General features: G+C 38.7%; 18 protein-coding genes. 5 read left to right on the top strand and 13 right to left on the bottom strand.

Annotation, left to right across the window (positions count from 1 at the left end; all coding sequences use genetic code 11):
* Positions 1-122 precede the first annotated feature (122 nt).
* Together PI20285_RS05085 and PI20285_RS05090 are read left to right on the top strand one after the other, a co-directional pair.
* Complete coding sequence (locus PI20285_RS05085) at positions 123-1,373, top strand: replication-associated recombination protein A (RefSeq protein ID WP_057774583.1); 1,251 nt, start codon at positions 123-125, stop codon at positions 1,371-1,373.
* A 50-nt stretch (positions 1,374-1,423) separates the two neighbouring features.
* A complete protein-coding gene (locus tag PI20285_RS05090) occupies positions 1,424-2,713 on the top strand; it encodes an ISL3 family transposase (RefSeq protein WP_245080610.1) in 1,290 nt (429 codons plus the stop codon).
* A gap of 227 nt (positions 2,714-2,940) precedes the next feature.
* Here the strand turns inward: PI20285_RS05090 and PI20285_RS05095 are convergent, their stop codons facing one another.
* From PI20285_RS05095 to rnz, 5 genes are all read right to left on the bottom strand, one after another.
* On the bottom strand, positions 2,941-3,459 hold the full coding sequence (locus tag PI20285_RS05095; RefSeq protein WP_057773638.1) for an adenine phosphoribosyltransferase: 519 nt from the start codon (positions 3,457-3,459) through the stop codon (positions 2,941-2,943).
* The gene (recJ, locus tag PI20285_RS05100) at positions 3,460-5,778 is read right to left on the bottom strand and encodes a single-stranded-DNA-specific exonuclease RecJ (protein WP_158694976.1); all 2,319 of its coding nucleotides are present in this window, start codon (positions 5,776-5,778) and stop codon (positions 3,460-3,462) included. It abuts the gene before it with no gap.
* A 135-nt stretch (positions 5,779-5,913) separates the two neighbouring features.
* Positions 5,914-6,255, bottom strand: a complete 342-nt coding sequence (locus PI20285_RS05105; protein WP_057773634.1) for a LapA family protein — start codon at positions 6,253-6,255, stop codon at positions 5,914-5,916.
* A 12-nt stretch (positions 6,256-6,267) separates the two neighbouring features.
* The gene (locus PI20285_RS05110; protein ID WP_057773632.1) at positions 6,268-7,083 is read right to left on the bottom strand and encodes an SDR family NAD(P)-dependent oxidoreductase; all 816 of its coding nucleotides are present in this window, start codon (positions 7,081-7,083) and stop codon (positions 6,268-6,270) included.
* A 15-nt stretch (positions 7,084-7,098) separates the two neighbouring features.
* The gene (rnz, locus tag PI20285_RS05115) at positions 7,099-8,025 is read right to left on the bottom strand and encodes a ribonuclease Z (RefSeq protein ID WP_057773630.1); all 927 of its coding nucleotides are present in this window, start codon (positions 8,023-8,025) and stop codon (positions 7,099-7,101) included.
* 179 nt (positions 8,026-8,204) lie between these two features.
* Here rnz and PI20285_RS05120 point away from each other — a divergent pair, with 179 nt between their 5' ends.
* The gene (locus PI20285_RS05120) at positions 8,205-8,480 is read left to right on the top strand and encodes a hypothetical protein (protein ID WP_057773627.1); all 276 of its coding nucleotides are present in this window, start codon (positions 8,205-8,207) and stop codon (positions 8,478-8,480) included.
* Between the two features lie 15 nt (positions 8,481-8,495).
* Positions 8,496-9,281, top strand: a complete 786-nt coding sequence (locus tag PI20285_RS05125) for a hypothetical protein (RefSeq protein ID WP_057773626.1) — start codon at positions 8,496-8,498, stop codon at positions 9,279-9,281.
* A gap of 81 nt (positions 9,282-9,362) precedes the next feature.
* Here PI20285_RS05125 and PI20285_RS05130 read toward each other — a convergent pair whose 3' ends face one another.
* The 5 genes from PI20285_RS05130 to PI20285_RS05150 all read right to left on the bottom strand — a co-directional run bounded on the left by PI20285_RS05130 (position 9,363) and on the right by PI20285_RS05150 (position 16,964).
* Positions 9,363-11,366, bottom strand: coding sequence for an acyltransferase family protein (locus PI20285_RS05130; RefSeq protein ID WP_082623269.1), 2,004 nt, complete (start codon positions 11,364-11,366; stop codon positions 9,363-9,365).
* 20 nt (positions 11,367-11,386) lie between these two features.
* Positions 11,387-12,682, bottom strand: a complete 1,296-nt coding sequence (gene obgE / locus PI20285_RS05135; RefSeq protein ID WP_057773624.1) for a GTPase ObgE — start codon at positions 12,680-12,682, stop codon at positions 11,387-11,389.
* 121 nt (positions 12,683-12,803) lie between these two features.
* Positions 12,804-14,594: an excinuclease ABC subunit UvrC gene (gene uvrC / locus PI20285_RS05140; RefSeq protein ID WP_057773623.1), complete on the bottom strand. Its 1,791-nt coding sequence runs from the start codon at positions 14,592-14,594 to the stop codon at positions 12,804-12,806.
* A 158-nt stretch (positions 14,595-14,752) separates the two neighbouring features.
* On the bottom strand, positions 14,753-15,496 hold the full coding sequence (locus PI20285_RS05145; protein ID WP_057773621.1) for an amino acid ABC transporter ATP-binding protein: 744 nt from the start codon (positions 15,494-15,496) through the stop codon (positions 14,753-14,755).
* Positions 15,486-16,964: an ABC transporter substrate-binding protein/permease gene (locus tag PI20285_RS05150; RefSeq protein WP_057773619.1), complete on the bottom strand. Its 1,479-nt coding sequence runs from the start codon at positions 16,962-16,964 to the stop codon at positions 15,486-15,488. The genes PI20285_RS05145 and PI20285_RS05150 overlap by 11 nt, the downstream gene beginning before the upstream one ends.
* A gap of 328 nt (positions 16,965-17,292) precedes the next feature.
* On the opposite strand from PI20285_RS05150, the gene PI20285_RS11600 reads away from it, so the two are divergent.
* Positions 17,293-17,442, top strand: a complete 150-nt coding sequence (locus PI20285_RS11600; RefSeq protein WP_156406514.1) for a hypothetical protein — start codon at positions 17,293-17,295, stop codon at positions 17,440-17,442.
* Positions 17,443-17,480: 38 nt separating this feature from the next.
* On the opposite strand, the gene PI20285_RS05155 is transcribed toward PI20285_RS11600, so the two are convergent.
* The 3 genes from PI20285_RS05155 to clpX all read right to left on the bottom strand — a co-directional run bounded on the left by PI20285_RS05155 (position 17,481) and on the right by clpX (position 19,713).
* The gene (locus PI20285_RS05155) at positions 17,481-17,771 is read right to left on the bottom strand and encodes a nucleoside triphosphate pyrophosphohydrolase family protein (protein WP_057773617.1); all 291 of its coding nucleotides are present in this window, start codon (positions 17,769-17,771) and stop codon (positions 17,481-17,483) included.
* Between the two features lie 2 nt (positions 17,772-17,773).
* Positions 17,774-18,364: a ribosome biogenesis GTP-binding protein YihA/YsxC gene (yihA, locus tag PI20285_RS05160; RefSeq protein ID WP_057773615.1), complete on the bottom strand. Its 591-nt coding sequence runs from the start codon at positions 18,362-18,364 to the stop codon at positions 17,774-17,776.
* A 101-nt stretch (positions 18,365-18,465) separates the two neighbouring features.
* Positions 18,466-19,713: an ATP-dependent Clp protease ATP-binding subunit ClpX gene (clpX, locus tag PI20285_RS05165; protein ID WP_057773613.1), complete on the bottom strand. Its 1,248-nt coding sequence runs from the start codon at positions 19,711-19,713 to the stop codon at positions 18,466-18,468.
* Positions 19,714-19,756 lie beyond the last annotated feature (43 nt).

Below are 19,756 nucleotides of genomic sequence, written 5' to 3' on the forward strand. Positions count from 1 at the left end.
TTAAAAATGCAAGCGTTTTTATTCGGCAGTTAAATTATCTAACGCGTTTTAGTTAGTCTAAACATCATAATGGTGGTAACTTTAAATTAAGGAGTCCAATTTTTTTGTGAAAGGAGCTTATTTTGAAACAAGAATCGCTATTTGCTAGTGAAAACAGCCAAAACAGTCCTTTAGCTAATCGCGTCCGTCCACAAACCCTTGACGAGTTTACCGGACAAACTCATTTATTAGCTAAGGGAAAAGTGCTACGTGAGATTATCGATCAAGATCAGTTACCCTCAATTATCTTCTGGGGACCACCTGGGGTTGGTAAAACGACTCTGGCACAAATTATTGCCAATAAAACTAAATCACATTTTATTACCTTTAGCGCGGTAACCAGTGGCATCAAAGACATTCGCAAGATCATGGAAGAAGCCGAGGAAAATCGTGAACTTGGTGAAAAAACAATTGTCTTTGTTGATGAAATTCACCGTTTTAATAAAGCCCAACAGGACGCTTTTCTGCCCTTTGTTGAACGTGGCAGCATTACTTTAATTGGCGCTACAACCGAAAATCCGTCATTTGAAATCAATTCGGCGCTGCTTTCCCGTTGCAAAGTCTTTGTTTTAAAAGAATTACAACCAACCGAAATTGTCGAGCTTTTACACAAAGCTCTCAATAATCCAAATGCCTTTCCAAAATGGCAAGTTAAAATCTCTGATGATGTCTTATCGTTGATTTCTCAATTTGCGAACGGCGACGCACGAATTGCGCTGAACACTCTCGAAATGGCCGTCTTAAATGCCGATCATAAAGATAATCTGGTTACAATTACAGAAACTAATTTGAATCAATTTATTAACACCAAGTCTCTACGCTATGATAAACACGGCGAAGAACACTACAATATAATTTCGGCATTGCATAAATCCATGCGCAATAGTGATGTTAATGCCGCGATTTATTGGTTATCTCGGATGTTAGATGGTGGCGAAGATCCTTTGTATATTGCTCGCAGACTGGTACGTTTTGCCAGTGAAGACATCGGCGTGGCTGACACCAAGGCGCTTGAATTGACGATTAACGTTTTTCAAGCCTGTCAATTCTTAGGAATGCCAGAATGCGATGTCCATTTAACGGAAGCCGTTATCTATTTATCACTGGCACCGAAATCCAACGCCGTTTATAAAGCGCGTTTAAATGCAAAAAAAGACGTCAAGAAAAAGGGTAACGAACCTGTCCCACTCCAAATTAGAAATGCTCCTACTAAACTCATGGGCGATCTCGGTTATGGCAAAGATTACCAATACGCTCATTCGAAAAAAGATAAATTAACCGACATGAAAACCATGCCCCCAGATTTAGGGGTCTACACTTTCTGGTATTGGTGAATAACTGATACCAGTTTTTATTTTGAAAATTAAAAGGACATCTGTCCTCTTTGTGCTACGATTTAATCGCCAAACAAAATCGAAAAGAGGAAAAACAGATGTCCCTAACTAATTCTATCTTAAGCTTGTTTGAAATGACAGACCCAAATATAACCGTAACTGGTGTTACCAAGAAACGTTGCCCGAATGGACAACGAATTCATGTCGTTCACGCCAACCTTTCTTATCAGCTTGTGAAATGTCCCCATTGTGGCCATAAAAGTCTAATTAAAAACGGTACCCACGTTAGTCATCTAAGGTTGGGAACCTTATCAGGCGGACGTTATGAAATGCAGCTAAGACGACAAAGATATCAATGCCAACATTGTTTAAAAACCTGTGGAGCTAAAACTAACCTCGTTAGACGTAATGAAACTTTTACCCACAATGTTAAACATCAGGTCATTGTGCTAGCTCGTGACATGCTGACCAGTAAAGAAATCGCTAAAATTTGTGGCATTTCACCAAGTAGTGTTCAACGTATTTTAAATGCAAATATTCACTTGGCTTACCGTGTTAAGCAACTTCCGCCAAATCTTTGTTTCGATGAATTTCGTTCCTGTAATCATCTAATGTCCTTTAACTGTTGCGATGCCGTTAGTCATCGCCGCATTGTGACCCTCAAAGATCGTCTCAGTAAGGATATCATTGATTACTTTGAAGCTCGTTATTCAGTTCAAGAACGTGCGAAAGTTCAAACAATTACTATTGATATGAACGCCGAATATGCTAGCTTTATTCATCGTTTATTCCCGAATGCTGTCACGATTATTGACCGTTTCCACATTATTCAGCTTGCTGGTCGTGCACTAGACAATGAACGTACATGTATTATCCGTACTTTTCAAGATAAGCATTCACGCATTTACCGCATCCTTAAATCTCAATGGCGTTTATTTCATTTGGCAGAAGAGAAAATCAATGACACTAAGCTTATCTATTTACGAGGCATTAACGAGTATATGACCCAACAGAACGCCATCGACCTTGCCTTAGATGAATTTCCAGAATTCAAAACTGTGTATCAAACTTATCAAGGCATTCTAACCGCTATTCACCAAAAGGATGCCACGGAATTTAAAAATTTGATTACCAACTACCAAGTAGCTGGTAATCAAATGGACGTCACCATTTCAACCTTCGTTAAGAACGGCTCAGCAGTGCTCAACAGTTGTCGTTATCCGTATTCTAACGGTCCTATTGAAGGACTTAATCGTAAAATCAAGGTATTAAAGCGTAGCTGTTTTGGTTTTCGAAATATTCATAACTTCTTCATTCGTATCAGTTTAATTCATGAGTAAACAAAAAGCACATTCACCGAAGTGAACATGCCTTCAAAAATCTCTACCAATACAGTTTGACAGAGACCCAGATTTAGAAGGACACGAATACTACTTACCTACTGAAGAAGGCAACGAAAAACGATTTAAACAACGCCTTGAATATATAAAGAAATGGCATGAACAGCATAATAATGAGTAATCAAAAAGCGCGAACAAAGTTAAATTTGTTCACGCTTTTTGATTACTTAATATTGCATTAATGAAAGCATATCATAGTCTTTAATCTTATCGCGACCATGCATATCTTTTAATTCGATGATAAACGCTGTTCCAACTACAATCCCGCCAAGTTCTTCAACTAAGTCGATCGTAGCCGAAATAGTGCCACCTGTTGCTAGTAAATCATCAGTCACCAAAACTCTTTGTCCTGGTTTTACAGCATCTTTATGCAGATAAAGTGAAGAAGTACCGTATTCCAAGTCATAAGTTGCTTTGATTGTTTCACGAGGCAGCTTCCCTTTTTTACGAGCTGGTGCAAAGCCAATCCCCAATTCGTAAGCAACTGGGCATCCAACGATGAATCCCCGTGCTTCTGGTCCAACAATCATTTCAACGCCCTTGTTTCGAGCATAATCCACAATCTGGTTTGTCGCTTCCTTATAAGCATTTCCATCACCCATTAAAGGAGAAATATCACGAAAAATAACGCCTTTTTCTGGATAGTCAGGAATACTTGCAACGTAATCATGTAAATCTAATGCCATTTAATCAGCAACTCCTTCATTTTTATCCGCTAACTGCTCTTGAATCCAAATTTTCAGAGTAGCAGATTTACTGTATAATAATTTTTCTTGTGTTTTTATTTGTTGTTCTCTTAAGCTGTAAGCTGGTGCTTCACTCAATTTATGGGGTTCTGGATTCTGAATAAAGGAAACACGACCGGTTTCTATTTTAACAAATTCTAGCTCAGAAAACACCTCAATTAGAAAAACTAATAAACTTTGCGCGATATGCAGATATTTAACTACGGCCGGTAACTGAGTTTTTAAATCAATAACCGGATGATTGGCGAAAAATTTAAATACCTTACCGCTTTGCTCGCGACTTGGCATCCCGTCCAGATAAGCGTTATTCCGCTGATAAAAGTACACCGTCAGTGTGTCCGGTTCCTGTTCGTTCAACCAATTGGTGAATGCGGAAATCGAATCAGGACAATCCACCAAGGTCACATTGCCCGTCAGCAAAGTCTCGTCAGGTTTATTTGCATCTAAAACAACCGATTTTACATTATCTGCCAAATACGGTTTGACCCGTTTATAGGTGGCTTCATGAAAAAATACGTAAGTTGCTGGCTCAGAAAACAATTGAACACTAAGATGCGTTGTTCGTTTGTCAATAACTGGAATAGCATCAATTATCAAATCTTTGACCATCACTTGTGGTTTGGTTTGATTTCGCCAAGTATTAGACTCTAATGTTCCCACTACTTTGATATGATCCGGAACAGCCTGTAAATAAGGTAACAATGCACCCTGCTGAAAAGCGATGGTGTCGATTTGTTGTTTTTCACCAACCAATTGAAATTTCAAATGGCTTTTATCCGCCCCGATTTGTTTAGCGTCCGTAACTTGTTTTGGATCAATCTCAAATTCCGGCATTGGATTGTCCGTCCCGAACGGTCCTAGATGTTGTAAATCTTGAATAACTTTTAAACTAATCTGATCAACCTTAAGCCGTCCATCAATTTGTAAGGGCGTAACTTGATTGAGATTCAAATGATTGGCCTCGGCGGCTGATTCCAACAGCTGTCTAAGTGTCTCAACATTAGTTTTGGCAATGGTTAATCCAACTGCCATATGATGCCCACCAAAGTTTACATACAAATCGCGTTGGCTATTCAAAGCCTCAAACAAATTTAGAGCCTCAACACTTCGTCCAGACCCTTTTAAATTGGGCTCTGTTTCAGCAGCACTAAGGACGATGGTTGGTTTCCCGGTCGTTTCAACAAGTCGACTAGCAACAATTCCTAAAACGCCCTGATGCCAACCAGTGCCCGTTATAACCAAAGTTTTTTTCGCGGCATTCTCAGGTGTCTGCGCCTGCATGATTGCTTCATCATAAATATCCGCAACTAACTGTTTTCGTTGTTCATTGACAGAATCGATATGCTTGGCAATCTGATCAGCTTTATCCTCATCAAAAGTGGTTAATAACTCCACTGCTTCCCCAGCATTTCCAATTCGTCCAACGGCGTTCAAACGTGGTGCAACCGTAAATCCAATATCTTGTTCGTTAATTTCATGCCCGTCTAATCCGCACACTTTTAACAACGCATTAAGACCAACTCGTTGCCCCTCGCTCATGAGCTTTAACCCACTCGTAACCAAGAACCGATTTTCATCTGTTAAGGAAACTAGATCTCCAATTGTGCCAATGGCGACCAAATCTAAGAATTCTTCCGGCACTTCATCCAACAGCGCTGAAGCTACTTTAAAAGCCACCCCAACCCCAGAAAGATCAGAAAATGGATAATGACTACCTGGATAACGAGGGTGCACAATGGCCGTTGCATTTGGAAGCTCATCTGGCATTTCATGATGATCAGTCACAATCACATCCATTCCATGGGTTACTGCGTAATTAATGGGCTCATTACCCGCCACGCCGTTATCAACAGTGATCATCAAATTAACGCCGTTATCAATAAATTCCTGATATTCAGCCATGTTAGGCCCGTAACCATCTTTGAAACGGTCAGGCACAAAGTAATCGACATTAGCCCCTAACTCATTAAGGGTTTCAAACATAATCGTTGTACTCGTCACCCCATCAGCATCATAATCACCATAAACCACAATCTTTTCATCGGCTACGATAGCAGCCTGGATGCGATCGACCGCTTTTTGCATATCATGTAATAAAAATGGATCGTGAATCATTTCGGGATCCATTTTTAAAAATTGGGTGGCTTTATCCACCGTATCATAACCACGACCAACTAGAACAGTTGCCGCAACTTCACTCAACTCACAAGCTTGTGCAATCGCCGTCACTTTTTCTGAATCGATTTTATTTTTTGGCATTTGCCAACTATACTTTGATTTCAGCACTACTTCACTTCCTAATTCATAAAAACAGAATGGACGAAAATCGTTCCTCAAATGAGATTTTCGATCTTTCGTCCAACTCTTAATCATTTAATTTTATCAAACAACTCATTATAATTCTTCGATTTTTTGATTCTGCTGACCATTTTCGCTGCTAACATTATTGACCCGTCGTTTTAATGCGGCGTTTTCTTCGCGAAGTTCATCAATCTCTTTAGTTGCAACATCAATTTCATTACGATGTTCACGTTTTTGAGTCATAATTGTTCCCATCGAAACCAGGAATGTAATTAAGGCGCCCGCAACTAACGACACCAAAATGACCAGGACTAGTGGCCAGTGAACTGTTGTGAATAAAAGACTGATGGGCACTTCACTCACATTAACCACTGCAAAAGCAGCCACTAATAAGACCAAGATTAAAATTATAATAACTCGCCATTGATTTTTCATGTTTCAAATGCCTTACTTTCGATTAAATAATGGACTACTTGCTAAGCGATCCCCAAGGGTTGGAAACCATTCGTATCCGCGATGAATAGCTTCCATATACAGAGGCGCATTGATTTCGCGCCGTGTATAACCAACTGCATTCGTAATTTGATGGGCCACTTTTTCAGGTGACAACGCCAAGAACTTGACGCTATCAAAGTATTTACTGCTTTCAGGTGTCCTTCTAAAGAAATTGGTATCCATCGGTCCAGGATTTACGGTGGTCACTTGAACACCAAGGGGTCGTAATTCTAACCTTAGGGCATTAGAGAAACCAATAACCGCAAACTTGGTTGCCGAATAAATTGAAGATTTGGGTGTAGCAATTTTCCCAGCTACAGAGGCAATATTAAAAATATGTCCCCTGCCACTTTTGATCATTTGTTGCGCAATTCTTTGCGTTACATACATGAGGCCTAAAACATTTACCCGAAACATGTTTTCTGCTTTATCCATCTCAAAGTTTTGAAAGGGTTCAAAAATACCAAATCCAGCACTGTTAATCAAAACATCTACTGGACCAATGTCCTGCAAAATGTGGCTCAATTGCCGGTCAATTGCATCTGGATCTGAAACGTCAAGTTCTACAACATAAGAATTAGTTTGAGAAATCTCTTTACACTTATCTGCTACTTTACGCAAAGCAGTTAGATTGCGGGCACATAAAACAACATTAGCCCCGCGCATAGCCATTTCATAAGCAACTAATTTACCTAACCCACTTGATGCACCGGTAATTAAAACCAATTTACCATTCAAATCACGTAGTTCTCGTAATTTTTCTAGCATTTGATCACTCCTCATCTATTTGAGCGGAATATGAATCACATCAAAATCATGAACAACTTTTGTCGCTTTAAACACTGACTGAGCTTGTTTTTGTAGCTCATTAGCCATTTTACCAGTGTAACGAGCCGAAATATGCGTCAAAATCAACCGTTTTACATTGGCTTCTTTCGCAATTCCAGCTGCTTGAACATTAGTAGAATGATAATAATTACGTGCCAGCTTGCTTTCATTCTTGGCAAAAGTACTTTCATGCACAAGGACATCCGCGTCTTGTGCAAGAATCGGACTGTTCTTAGTTTTTCGGGTATCTCCCAAAATGGTCACAATCCGTCCTGGTTGGGGTTTTCCCAAGTACTCTTTGCCATCGATTTTACGGCCGTCATCTAACGTCACAACTTGTCCCTGTTTCAAAAGACCGTAGAGAGGCCCTGACGGCACGTGCAGGTCTTTTAGCTTATCAACTTGGAGTTGACCGGCATGATCTTTTTCGACAATTCGATAACCAACACTTTCAATTCGATGATCCAATCTCATGAAGGATACCTTAAATTTTTCATCTTCAAAGATAACGCCCTCATCACCTAATTCAACAAAACGAATGGGGTAAGAGAGATGTGAATCAGAAACCCGCATCGCCGTTTGGACAAACTGACGGATTCCCTTGGGGCCATATATCACAAGCTCTGACTCGCCACCTTGAAACGAACGACTGCTTAGTAAGCCAGGAAGGCCAAATAAGTGATCACCATGAAGATGGGTGATGAAAATTTTGTCGATTTTTCGAGGCTTGATTGTGGTACGCAAGATTTGCTGCTGAGTGCCTTCTCCGACATCAAACAACCAAATCGAGTTGCGCTCATCTAATAACTTCAATGCTACACTTGAAACATTTCTAAATTTACCGGGAACTCCTGCTCCGGTTCCTAAAAATTCTAAATCCATAACGCATCGTTCCCCATTTACTCTTGTTTTTTAAATACTACCCTAAACACCATACCACAAATTCGCTCTAATTTGCTATGTAAACTATCTTAGTTTACACTTCAAATGCGATCTGTAATCAATTATAATTGATATTGTAATCTACAAACTAAATTCACAGGATATAATGGAGAAGTCAAATGCGTTTAATTGATTTTAATCTTTCGGTTGCTGAATTGGATCCACAATTAAAACTTTATTTCAAACCGGCTAATCACCCAGCTCTGCCTGTGTCTTCTTTGAAATTACTCGACCATTGGCTAATTGTCGAACCTGGAACAACCCCTTTAACGCTAGATCAATTTGAAACCCGTGTCCAAGCTGCTGGTGGTTCTCGTCAGCTTGCCTATTCGGACACTAACCAAGTTAAATTATTTGGTTATCAATTACGAGAACAAAAAATAATTTTAGGATAAGTGTGAATAAAAACAATGAAAAAAACCATCGTATTTCTTTTCCTTGCAACTTTATTTTTAGGTGGATGCGCCTCGCAAGGCACAGATTCCCATTATCAAAGCAAGGGAAAAACAACTTTTACCAATCAAAACAAGGACGTGCATAAAAAATCTAGCTCAGCAAGTTCCAAAAAAAGTTCTACAGACTTGAGCTCGACTGAAAGTAGTAGTAGCGCCAGTAGCGCCAAAAAATCTTCCAGCTATCGCGTGCCAACGAAGATAAAGAAAAGCGCCAACTATATTTCCCATGGTTATCTTACTAAGCCTAAGCAGTTCTCTTATGATAGCTTCGGAACAAAATTAACCTTGGATAAATATAAAAAATCAGACCAAGTCATTATCAACCGGCCATTGCGTTATCAAATTAGCCAAGTACGTCTATTGAAAAATGAGGCCAAAACCAAGAAAGCAAAACAAGTAGTCGCTACGGCTTTTAACAATACAGATATCACCAATCCTTATTATACCTTGCAGTTAAAATACACGATTAAAAACGAAAGTAGCCAAACAGTCATTATTGGTGGTCTAAATTACGTAAAGCTTTCTAATAGCTATGCGGGAACCCCACTCAGTAATATGGTAGATAGCGCTGCCGGTAAAAAACTGGCCGCGGGCAAAACCCTAAGTACCAATGTCGTCGTCCTTGTCCCGGCGTCTCTAGTTCATACGCTAAATAATTGCACCATTCAATTTTCTAGCGCCTATAGCGTAAATGGTAAGAGTCTTTCAAAAGATTCACTCGATTCAAAAATCACTTTTTAAATAATTAAAAAAGTCCAATTTACCACTTCTCATATGTTGCAGTGCAACACAACGAGATAGTTTGTAAACTGGACTTTTTATTTAATTTGTACTTCCGTAACCCACGATTGCTTTAGTAATCAATGAGGTATATTCTTTGCTTCCTTCGATATTTGGATGCACATGATCTTCATAGAACCAATCAGCATTATTCTGACTAGCTCCATACCAATCAACTATATGAACATTTTTATACTTTTTAGCTGCATCTGCTATTTCATCATTAACTTGCGACTCCCAATTTTGAGTTGGAACATGGACATTTACCCAGAATATCTGGCGCTTAGTTCCAATAATAGAAACAATCGATTTCACTTGTTCACTAGTAAAAGGACCGTTTGTTCCTAAATTAAGCAAAACATTACTGCTCAACGTTCCTTGTGACTTCATCTGATTCAATATATCAGCGGCTTGGTACACTTGACGACCAACCTTGGCTGAAATATAAGCTGTTGGAAAGACTTCTTGTAAATCATCAGAAGTATCCGCCATAATTGAATCACCAATTCCAGTAACAGACATCTTTTCAGCAATTTTAACTTCTGAAGGCTGTAGGCCATATTTCGTTTTAATTGCTGTTTCCTTGTCATTCAATTTAATTGATTTTTCTTTTTTTAATTTTGCTACTTCTTCAGCGTGCTGCTTTTTCTTTTCTGCAGCTTCCTTTTGAGCTTTCAAAGCTTTATCATTTTGCTTTTTTGATTTTTTATTGTTTTTCGTAATATTAAGCTGTAAGGCACTGTGTTGACTACCATTGTTATTTGAGCCATTCACAATTCCAACAACCGCAATTGCAAGCACTGCCACAACTGGAATAACTAAAAGGCGTCCTTTTTTGTGCTTTTTAAACATAATCCCTAACCCCCGTAATGGATGCATGTAATCAAAATGAGCTAACGGTGTTTCAATAAATCGATAGGACAAGTCACTAATTACCACAATAATGGCTGCCTCTGCTAGTGCATTCCATAACGGATGAGCAGCAATGTTCACAATGGCTTTTTCATAAAAAATCATTACCGGAAATTGATACAGATAAATACCGTAACTCCGTTTTCCAATCCAAGCAAAGACTGGGTTAGTAAACCATTTATTAAAACTTGCACCTGGGTGGGCAATAACGGCAACTAAGATTATAGAAAAAATAGAAAAGATAAGCATTCCACCGCGATAAGCAAAACTCTCAGTCCCGCTTAACTCAAACGCCATCCAGACAATAACCCCTAGCGAAACCAAACCAAGCAGATTTAAGAACCACCGCCCCCGGTTATTCAAATTGGGATTAAGATGCGTTGAAGGCCAAAAGAACGCCAATGCTGCTCCTAATAGGTAAGGTGTCATCCGCGTATCAGACCCATAATAGACACGATTGGTATTGCTTGGATCATAAAGAATCATCATTAGCAAAGCAGACACAATTGCTAGTCCAGCTAAAATACCCAAAATGTGACTACGATTTCTGAAAGTAAATAACAACGCAATCATCACAATTGGCCAAATAAAGTAGTATTGACCGATAACAGACAAATACCATAAATGGGTAAACGGTGATTCGCCATTATAGCGATCAAAATACGATTGTCCGTTTCCAATCTGCCACCAATTATAAACAAATAGAAGATTGGTCCATAAAATACTCTTAATATGCGTCAGCAAGTTTTGTGCAAACAAAGTCATGTATGCCGTACTTGCAACTAAGATAACTACCAAAGTCGGATAAAGTCTTTTCAACCGACGTCCGTAAAATGACCATATTTTAATTGAGCCATTTTGATCCCATTCTTGAACAAATAAATCGGTAATTAAGTATCCCGAAATCGCGAAAAAAATCGGAACTCCCAAATAGCCACCCTTCATGTCATAAGGGAGTAAATGATACAAAATAACGCCAAGTAGCGCAAGGACTCGCAGTCCATCAAACCCAGATATGTATCGGCTATGTTTCAGCCGTTTTCCATGAGTTTCATTTACTGGTTTTTCATTCTTTTGAAGTGCACTTCTTTTTGATCTGGATTTCCCCACAGAAGTTGTCTTTTCTAAATCCATATGCATCCCTCTATAATCGTTTAATCAACGAATTCAAATGTGAAATCTAGAATACGAACTGAATCACCATTCTTTATGCCAGCCTTACGGAGTGCATCATCAACACCCATCCCGCGCATCTGACGAGCAAATCTAACGATGCTGTCATCATGTTCCGTATTCGTCATCTTAAATAACTTTTCAAGCTTCTCACCAGCGAGAACCCATGTGCCATCCTCATCTTGTTCAACTGTAAATGGTTGTTTTGGCTCGTAAGCGTACGTAACAGAACCATCGGAAACAACTGGTGCCGGAATTGGATCTGGTGTGCTTTCAAGCACGTCTGCTGTATGTTGCATTAAAGGCTCAAGTCCTTTATGCGTAACAGCAGAAATCGGAAAAATATCTGGTGAGTCAGTTTCTTTGGTTGATTCGCGAATTTTCTTTTCAAATTTCTTTAAATTATCTTCAGCATTGGGCATATCCATCTTAGTTGGCACAATGATCTGACGGCGGTTAATCAAATCTGGATCATATTTACTCAGCTCTTGATTAATTTTTTGATAGCTGTCAAACGGATCTTCTTCTTCAACACCACTCATATCTACTAAGTGCAATAAAACTTTTGTTCGTTCTACGTGACGAAGAAATTCGAAGCCTAGGCCAATTCCTTGTGAAGCACCTTCAATTAATCCAGGAATATCAGCAATTACGAAGTCTCGTCCATCATCTAATCGGACCATGCCAAGGTTAGGAACTAAGGTTGTAAAATGATATTCGGCAATTTTAGGCTTAGCACTTGTAACTACTGACAATAAGGTTGATTTTCCAACAGATGGAAAACCAAGGAGCCCAACATCAGCAAGAACTCTAAGTTCTAACTGAATACTTCTTTCTTGCCCTGGTTCCCCATTTTCTGCAATTTCAGGAGCCGGATTTTTGGGACTTGCAAAATGAATGTTACCACGACCACCACGACCACCTTTTGCAATGACAAGTTCTTCATCGTTATCTACTAAATCGCCAATTACTTCACCGGTTTCTGTATCTTTAACGATGGTTCCCCCTGGGACATTAATCACATAATCTCTAGCACTACGGCCGGTCATTTGTTTATTCATTCCGTTACTACCAGAAGGCGCTTTAAACTTACGTTGGTAACGAAAATCCATTAACGTTCTCATTCCTGAATCAACTTTTAGAATGACATCGCCACCGCGGCCGCCATCACCACCGGCTGGTCCACCATTAGGCACAAACTTTTCACGACGGAAAGCAACGATTCCGTTTCCACCGTTCCCAGCCTTTATATTAATTTTAACTTGATCAACAAACATATTTTTCTCCAATGCTATCTAGCTTGACTTGTTGTTACGAATACTCTTATTTTAGCAGAGAATCGCCCTAAATTATACTATTTATTAAACCCGTCTACTTATTTTGAATTAAGGTCTAAAATTACTTAGTTTTTGCTGCTCCATTCAGTGAAATTTTGATTGTTTTAGCAACATTTTCTGGAATCCCTAATTTCTGAAGATCAGCAATCGTTGCCTCAGAAATGTGTTTCATTGAGCCAAATTTACGTAATAACTTGTTGCGCGTCTTTGGCCCTACCCCCGCAATATCATCTAGTCGGGAACTTAAGGAGTGCTTTGTGTGTACTTGACGATGAAATGTAATCGCAAACCGATGCACTTCATCTTGAATTCGTTGAACCAAATAAAATCCCTGGCTCTTAGGATCCAGTGCAACATGCCGATCATCTGGTCCAAACAATAAATCTGCAGTCTTATGTTTATCATTTTTAACCATTCCAGCAACTGGAATTTGTAAGTTTAGTTCATTTACTAAAATGTCTTTCACAGCATTGAGCTGAATCTCCCCGCCATCCATTAAGATCAAGTCCGGCATTGGTTGATGCTCTTTTAATAACCTCGTATAACGGCGACGAATCACTTCTCTGGTACTTGCCGCTTCGTCCGCATGATCTACGGTAGTAAGTTTATATTTACGATACATCTTTTTATCTGGTTGCCCATCCGTAAAAACGACCAAAGCTGAGACTAAATCAGTTCCTTGAATATGTGAATGGTCAAAAGCTTCAATCTGATGACCCTCTGGAATTCCCAATGCGTCGGTAATCTCTTTCATAGCACCAACTGTTTTAGAATCGTCTAACTCCAACAAACGAAATTTCTCTTCTAAGGTAATTTTGGCATTCTCTTTGGCAAGATGCATTAAATCACGTTTTTGTCCTCGTTGTGGTGTTCGAACCGGGATTTTTAAAATATCGCTCATCACTTGATTGTCCAACCCGGCCGGCACAAGAACCTCGTTAGGTAATAAATTATTCTTTTGATTATAAAATTGCAAGATAAATGTCGTCAATTCTTCTGTTGCCGTGCTAACAACGGGAAAAAGTCGTTTTTCTCGTTTCATGAGTCGTGCTTGGCGAATAAAAAATACCTGAATTGATAACCACCCTTTATCAATGTAGAAATTAAACAGATCTCTAGGCGTATGATCATTAGAAATGATTTTTTGCTTCTCGACTGTTACTTCAATGTAGTGAATCTGATCCCGAATATCCGCAGCTCTTTCAAACTCTAAATCTTGAGCTGCTTCATTCATTTTGGTAGTCAACTGTTTCTTAACAGTTTTCACATTGCCATTTAGAAATGACTTAATCCGGGTAATTTGCTTAGCATAAGCTTCTTCAGGCACTGTTTTAAAACAGACTCCCAAACATTGACCCATATGATAGTACAAACACGGACGGTGCTGAAATCCATTGCAACGCCGCAGTGGATAAACCTTTTGTAAGAAGTTCAAAGTTTCTTCGGCAGCATAAACATTAGGATATGGTCCAAAATAATAAGCCCCATCTTTTTTTAGATCTCCAGAGATAATCATTTGGGGATCCCGCTCATTAGTAATTTTTATATACGGATACCCAGTGCCTCGTTTTAATTTGATATTAAAATAAGGTTGATACTTTTGAATTAAGGTAATTTCTAGCAAAAATGCTTCTTTATCACTAGAAGTCACAATATAATCAAAATCCGCAATTTCGGAAACCAGCCGCGCAGTCTTGCCATCATGCGAACTCTTAAAATAAGAGCGCACCCGGTTCTTTAGATTTTTAGCCTTTCCGACATAAATAATCTGACTATTAATATTCTTCATCTGATAACAGCCCGGTAAATCTGGTAACAAAGCTAACTTATGTTCAATATGTTCTGACGCCAACTGGTTTCACCTCCCCGGATAATGTAAATAACTTGTAACATTATACCGCCTTTTAGAGGCAGTCGCAAACAAAAAGCAAACGTACATTCGGACTCTAATTATAAAAACATCCGCAGCAATTTTTGTTTTGTGCGGATGCTTTTTTAAATCTATTAAGTTTACTGCATAAGAACCTTTGAAAGAAAATCTTGAGCACGTTCTGTTTGTGGATGGTCAAAGAAATCTTCTGGAGTGCCTTTTTCTTGAATGTAGCCCCCATCCATAAACCAAACTTGGTCGGCAACGGAACGAGCAAATCCCATTTCATGGGTAACTACTACCATCGTCATGCCGGCTTTAGCCAAATCCTTCATAACTTGTAAAACGTCACCAACCATTTCAGGATCTAGCGCGGAAGTTGGCTCATCGAAGAGCATAACTTCAGGTTCCATTGCTAAAGCACGTGCAATGGCCACTCGTTGCTGCTGACCACCTGATAAACTACTTGGGTAGACAGAACCTTTGTCGGACAGTCCAACCTGTGCCAAGAGCTTCTGTGCAGTTTCTGTAGCTTGTTCATCAGTTAAATTTTTAACTTTCATGGGTGCTAATTTGAGGTTGTCTAAAACCGTCATATTGGGAAATAAATTAAAGCTTTGAAAAACCATTCCCATTTTTTCACGCAATTCATCTAGCTGTTTTTCTTTCAATGTGGTCAAATCAGTTCCTTCAAACAAAATATGCCCATCACTAGGATGTTCCAATAACGTTAAGCAACGCAGGAAGGTACTTTTCCCGGCTCCTGAGGGTCCAATCACACAAATTACTTGGCCCTTTTTCACTGTTTCTGAAATATCTTTCAGAACTTCTGTTTCATGATATTTTTTATTTAAATTTTGAATGTCTAAAATATTAGTTGGCATGTTTCATTCTCCCTTCAAAGTAAGCTAAAACTTTTGAAAGCCCGAAAGTAACGACGAAATAGAGGACCATTGCAACAACGATTGGTGCTACCCCTCGGTAAGTATCTGATTGCACAATCTTAAGTTGGTAAATAAGATCCGTAACTCCGATAATCGACACAATTGAGCTTTCCTTAATAAGTGAGATAAATTCGTTACCTAGTGCCGGCCAGATGTTTTTAATCGCTTGTGGCAAAATAACATAGCGCATGGTCCCGTTCTTAGAAAGCCCCAAACTACGAGCAGCTTCCGTTTGTCCTTTATCAACCGAATTAATTCCGCCTCGAATGACTTCTGCCACATACGCACCACTATTTAACGAAACCGCGATGATCCCAGATGTTAAAGCAGGAATATTCACGATCAGTCCAATTCCAAAGTAGACAAACATAATCTGAACCATCAAAGGCGTGCCTCGCACAAATTCGATATAAGCAGTAGAAATTGCTTTAAACAATTTATTACGACTCAAACGCATAAATGCCAGAATGGTTCCTAAAATAAATCCAAAGAATACTGAGAACACTGAAATTAGCAACGTATAGCCAATTCCTTTAGCAAAGTACTTCCAGTAATGAGTCATCGAAGTATCAACCGTATTGGTCTTCATATGACTACCAGCATCTTTTAAATACTCTTTGTTAATTAAATCTTTTTTCTTAATCTTAGCAAGACTCTTATTTACAGCAGCAGCTAATGTGTTAGAACCCTTTTGAAAGGCAATTGCTGAACTACTCTCATCTTTGCTTAGTGTAAAGCCGCCCTTAACTAAACTAAGTTGGGGATTATTTTTCACGTAGGCTTCAGCACTAGGTTTTTCCATGACAATCCCGTCAATTTTATTGGTTTGCAAAGCAAGGATTAAGTCGGCCCCTTTATCAAATCCCTTAACTTTTACATTTGAGATTTGTTTCTTGGCCATATTATATTGCATTGTCCCCGTTTGCGCACCAACCGTTTTATTTGCAAACGAATCTTTGTTTTTGTAAATCTTGTTATCTTTTTTATTAATGACAATATCCTGTCCACCTTGATAGTAGATATTAGAAAATGTCACATTTTTACGACGAGCTGGTGTTGGATTCATCCCCGCCATGACCATGTCAACTTTTCCGGTCTGTAAAGCCACCAGTAAAGAATCGAAATCCATATTTTTGATTTTTAGCTTTACGCCTAAATCTTTTGCAATTTGCTTAGCAATACTAATATCCATCCCAACATCCACGCTCTTACCATTTTTGGTGGTTTGGAATTCATACGGGGCATAATCAGGACTAGTCCCTAATACTAAAACACCTTTCTTTTGGATCTCAGCTAGTGATTGATCATTTGAGCTTGTCTTGGAATCGGCTGCCTGGGCATTCCCAAATGGAATCATTGTAACCAGCAAACCGATAATTGCGATAATTTCAATAAATTTTTTCTTCATAACTGCAACTCCCTACGTCAAATAGAATATATGAAGTATAAGCGCTTTTGGTTTTTTATGCAAGCTTTTTTGTAAAATAATGTGTTTTATTCATTTTTAATAGGAATATTCATTATAAAATGTATATAATATCGTTTTCATTTAAATAATTTCCTAAACAATAGAGTGTTAAAGAGTTAATTGCCTAAATTCTGATTCAGGCCATTTATTAAGTTTATCCGAATCTGCTGCTTGATTACCTGACAGATAAAATGAAATCTGGTATGATAAGCGCATAGTATGGAAGCTGTAAGAAACTTGGTCATATGCGCCGGAGGGAGAATACTAAATGAGTTTAAAAGTAAAACAAGAAATTAATTTAGAAAAAATGTTGGATAAGTTCGTTGCCCCCGTGGAAGATAAAAAAGCTACGGACAAGAAAAACAAGTTTTTAAAACGTGACGACACTGATACGAAACAAAAATCATCAAAAAAATGAGTGAACCGACTAAACTGTCGTTTCACTCATTTTTTTATTTATTCATTACTGGCTGGATACCGTTTATTTAAAGTCTCAATATTTTCTTGTGCGATTTGTTCAAAGGGAATGTCTGCCCACTCGGCAATTTGAGATAAGTACCATAACACATCGCCCATTTCTTTTGTTAGTTCTTCATGATTGAGGTCTTTGCCATGAAACGTGTAATTTTTGACAAGATCAACAACTTGTCCACTTTCACTTGCTAATCCCAATGCGCAGTTTGTCAAAACCTGCTCATTACCAAATAATGTTCGGTTTGCTTTTTTTTGATAATCATTAAACTCCATGTCTAGTCCTCCCCAATTCGCTTTTCGATCCAATTCCAAACTTCATCTTTACCCATCTTAGTTTGTGCTGAGAATAACTGAAATTCATCAGGATCGCTAAGCTGAAGGCCCTTCTTAACAACACTTTCTGTCTTATTCCATTTTCCCCGAGCTACTTTATCACTTTTGGTGGCAACTACTAGAATCGGAATTTTATAGTAATGCAACCAGTTATACATAGAAACATCATCGTCGCTAGGTTCATGACGGGCATCAACCAGGGAGATCACGCCTTTTAATTGGGGACGTGTACTCAGATAAGTTTCAATCATTTTTCCCCATTTTTCTCGTTCTGAACGAGATACTTTTGCGTAACCATAACCTGGCACGTCCACAAAATATAATTGATCTTCCACATTATAAAAATTCAATGTTTGCGTTTTGCCAGGTTGAGACGAGGTCCGCGCATAACTCTTCCGGTTAATTAAAACATTTGTTAGAGAAGATTTCCCCACATTCGAGCGTCCCACCAGCGCTATTTCAGGATAACCAGTTGTAGGATATTGTGCTGGAGCTACAGCACTCATGACGAGCTCTACATTATGAACTTCCATTTCTTGAACCACCTTTTTAATCTTGTTTAATTTTAACACACAAAGATTAAAAAAAAGATGGTTTCTAAGTTCTAGAAATCATCTTTCGTCTCAATCTCGGGTTAAGAAGCTTTTTTATCTTTTAAAATTAATTCTGGTTCTGCGTTATCAATCACCGTTCGTTTCGTAACTGTTACTTGTTCCACATCATCACGAGATGGAATGTCAAACATAATGTCACGCATCACTTCTTCAATAATTGATCGCAAACCACGAGCCCCTGTATTTCGAGTAATGGCTTCCTCGGCAATTGCTCGTAAAGCCTGAGGAGTAAAGTGCAGTTTGACATCATCCAAGGACAATAACGTCTTATACTGCTTAACTAAGGCATTTTTTGGCTCTGTCAAAATGTGTACCAAGTCGTCTGTGGTCAGTTTTTCAAGTGCTGACAAGATTGGCAAACGACCAATAAATTCTGGAATTAACCCAAAACGTAACAAATCTTCTGGAATAACTTGCTGCATTAAACTCTTAGATTCATCAATCACTTTTGTAGAGTCTGTTCCAAATCCAATGACCTTATCACCTAAACGACTTTTGACAATTTCTTCGATTCCATCAAACGCACCCCCAACAATAAACAAAATGTTAGTTGTGTCGATTTGAATGAACTCTTGTTGTGGATGTTTCCGTCCGCCTTGAGGTGGGACGTTGGCAATCGTGCCTTCCAAGATTTTCAAAAGTGCTTGTTGCACACCTTCACCGGAAACATCACGTGTAATTGAGACATTTTCACTTTTCTTGGCAATTTTATCAATTTCATCAATGTAGATAATTCCCTTTTCAGCTTTTTCAACGTCATAATCGGCATTTTGTAATAGCTTCAAAAGAATATTTTCAACATCTTCACCAACATATCCGGCCTCTGTCAAAGTGGTCGCGTCAGCAATCGCAAAAGGTACATTTAAAATTCGTGCTAAACTTTGTGCTAAAAATGTTTTTCCGGATCCGGTTGGTCCAATAATACTGATATTACTTTTTTGTAATTCAGCGTCACCTTCGTCAGCATTCTCCATTTGATTAATTCGCTTGTAGTGATTATATACAGCTACTGATAAAGTTCGTTTAGCCTCTGTTTGGCCAATTACATAATCATTTAATTTAGCAACAATCTCTGCAGGAGTTGGTACATCGGAGAACTCTTCTGCGCTTTCTCTAGAAACTTCTTCATCAATAATTTCTTTACATAAGTCAATACATTCATTACAAATGTAGACTCCAGGACCAGCGACAATTTTCTTAACCTGATCTTGAGTCTTGCCACAAAATGAACATGTAATTGTCCCTGTGGTATCAGTGTTATCTAACAACCAACTCACCTCTCTATTATTTATACGGTTATCATACCAAAAT

It is taken from the genome of Pediococcus inopinatus, assembly GCF_002982135.1.
Taxonomy (GTDB): domain Bacteria; phylum Bacillota; class Bacilli; order Lactobacillales; family Lactobacillaceae; genus Pediococcus; species Pediococcus inopinatus.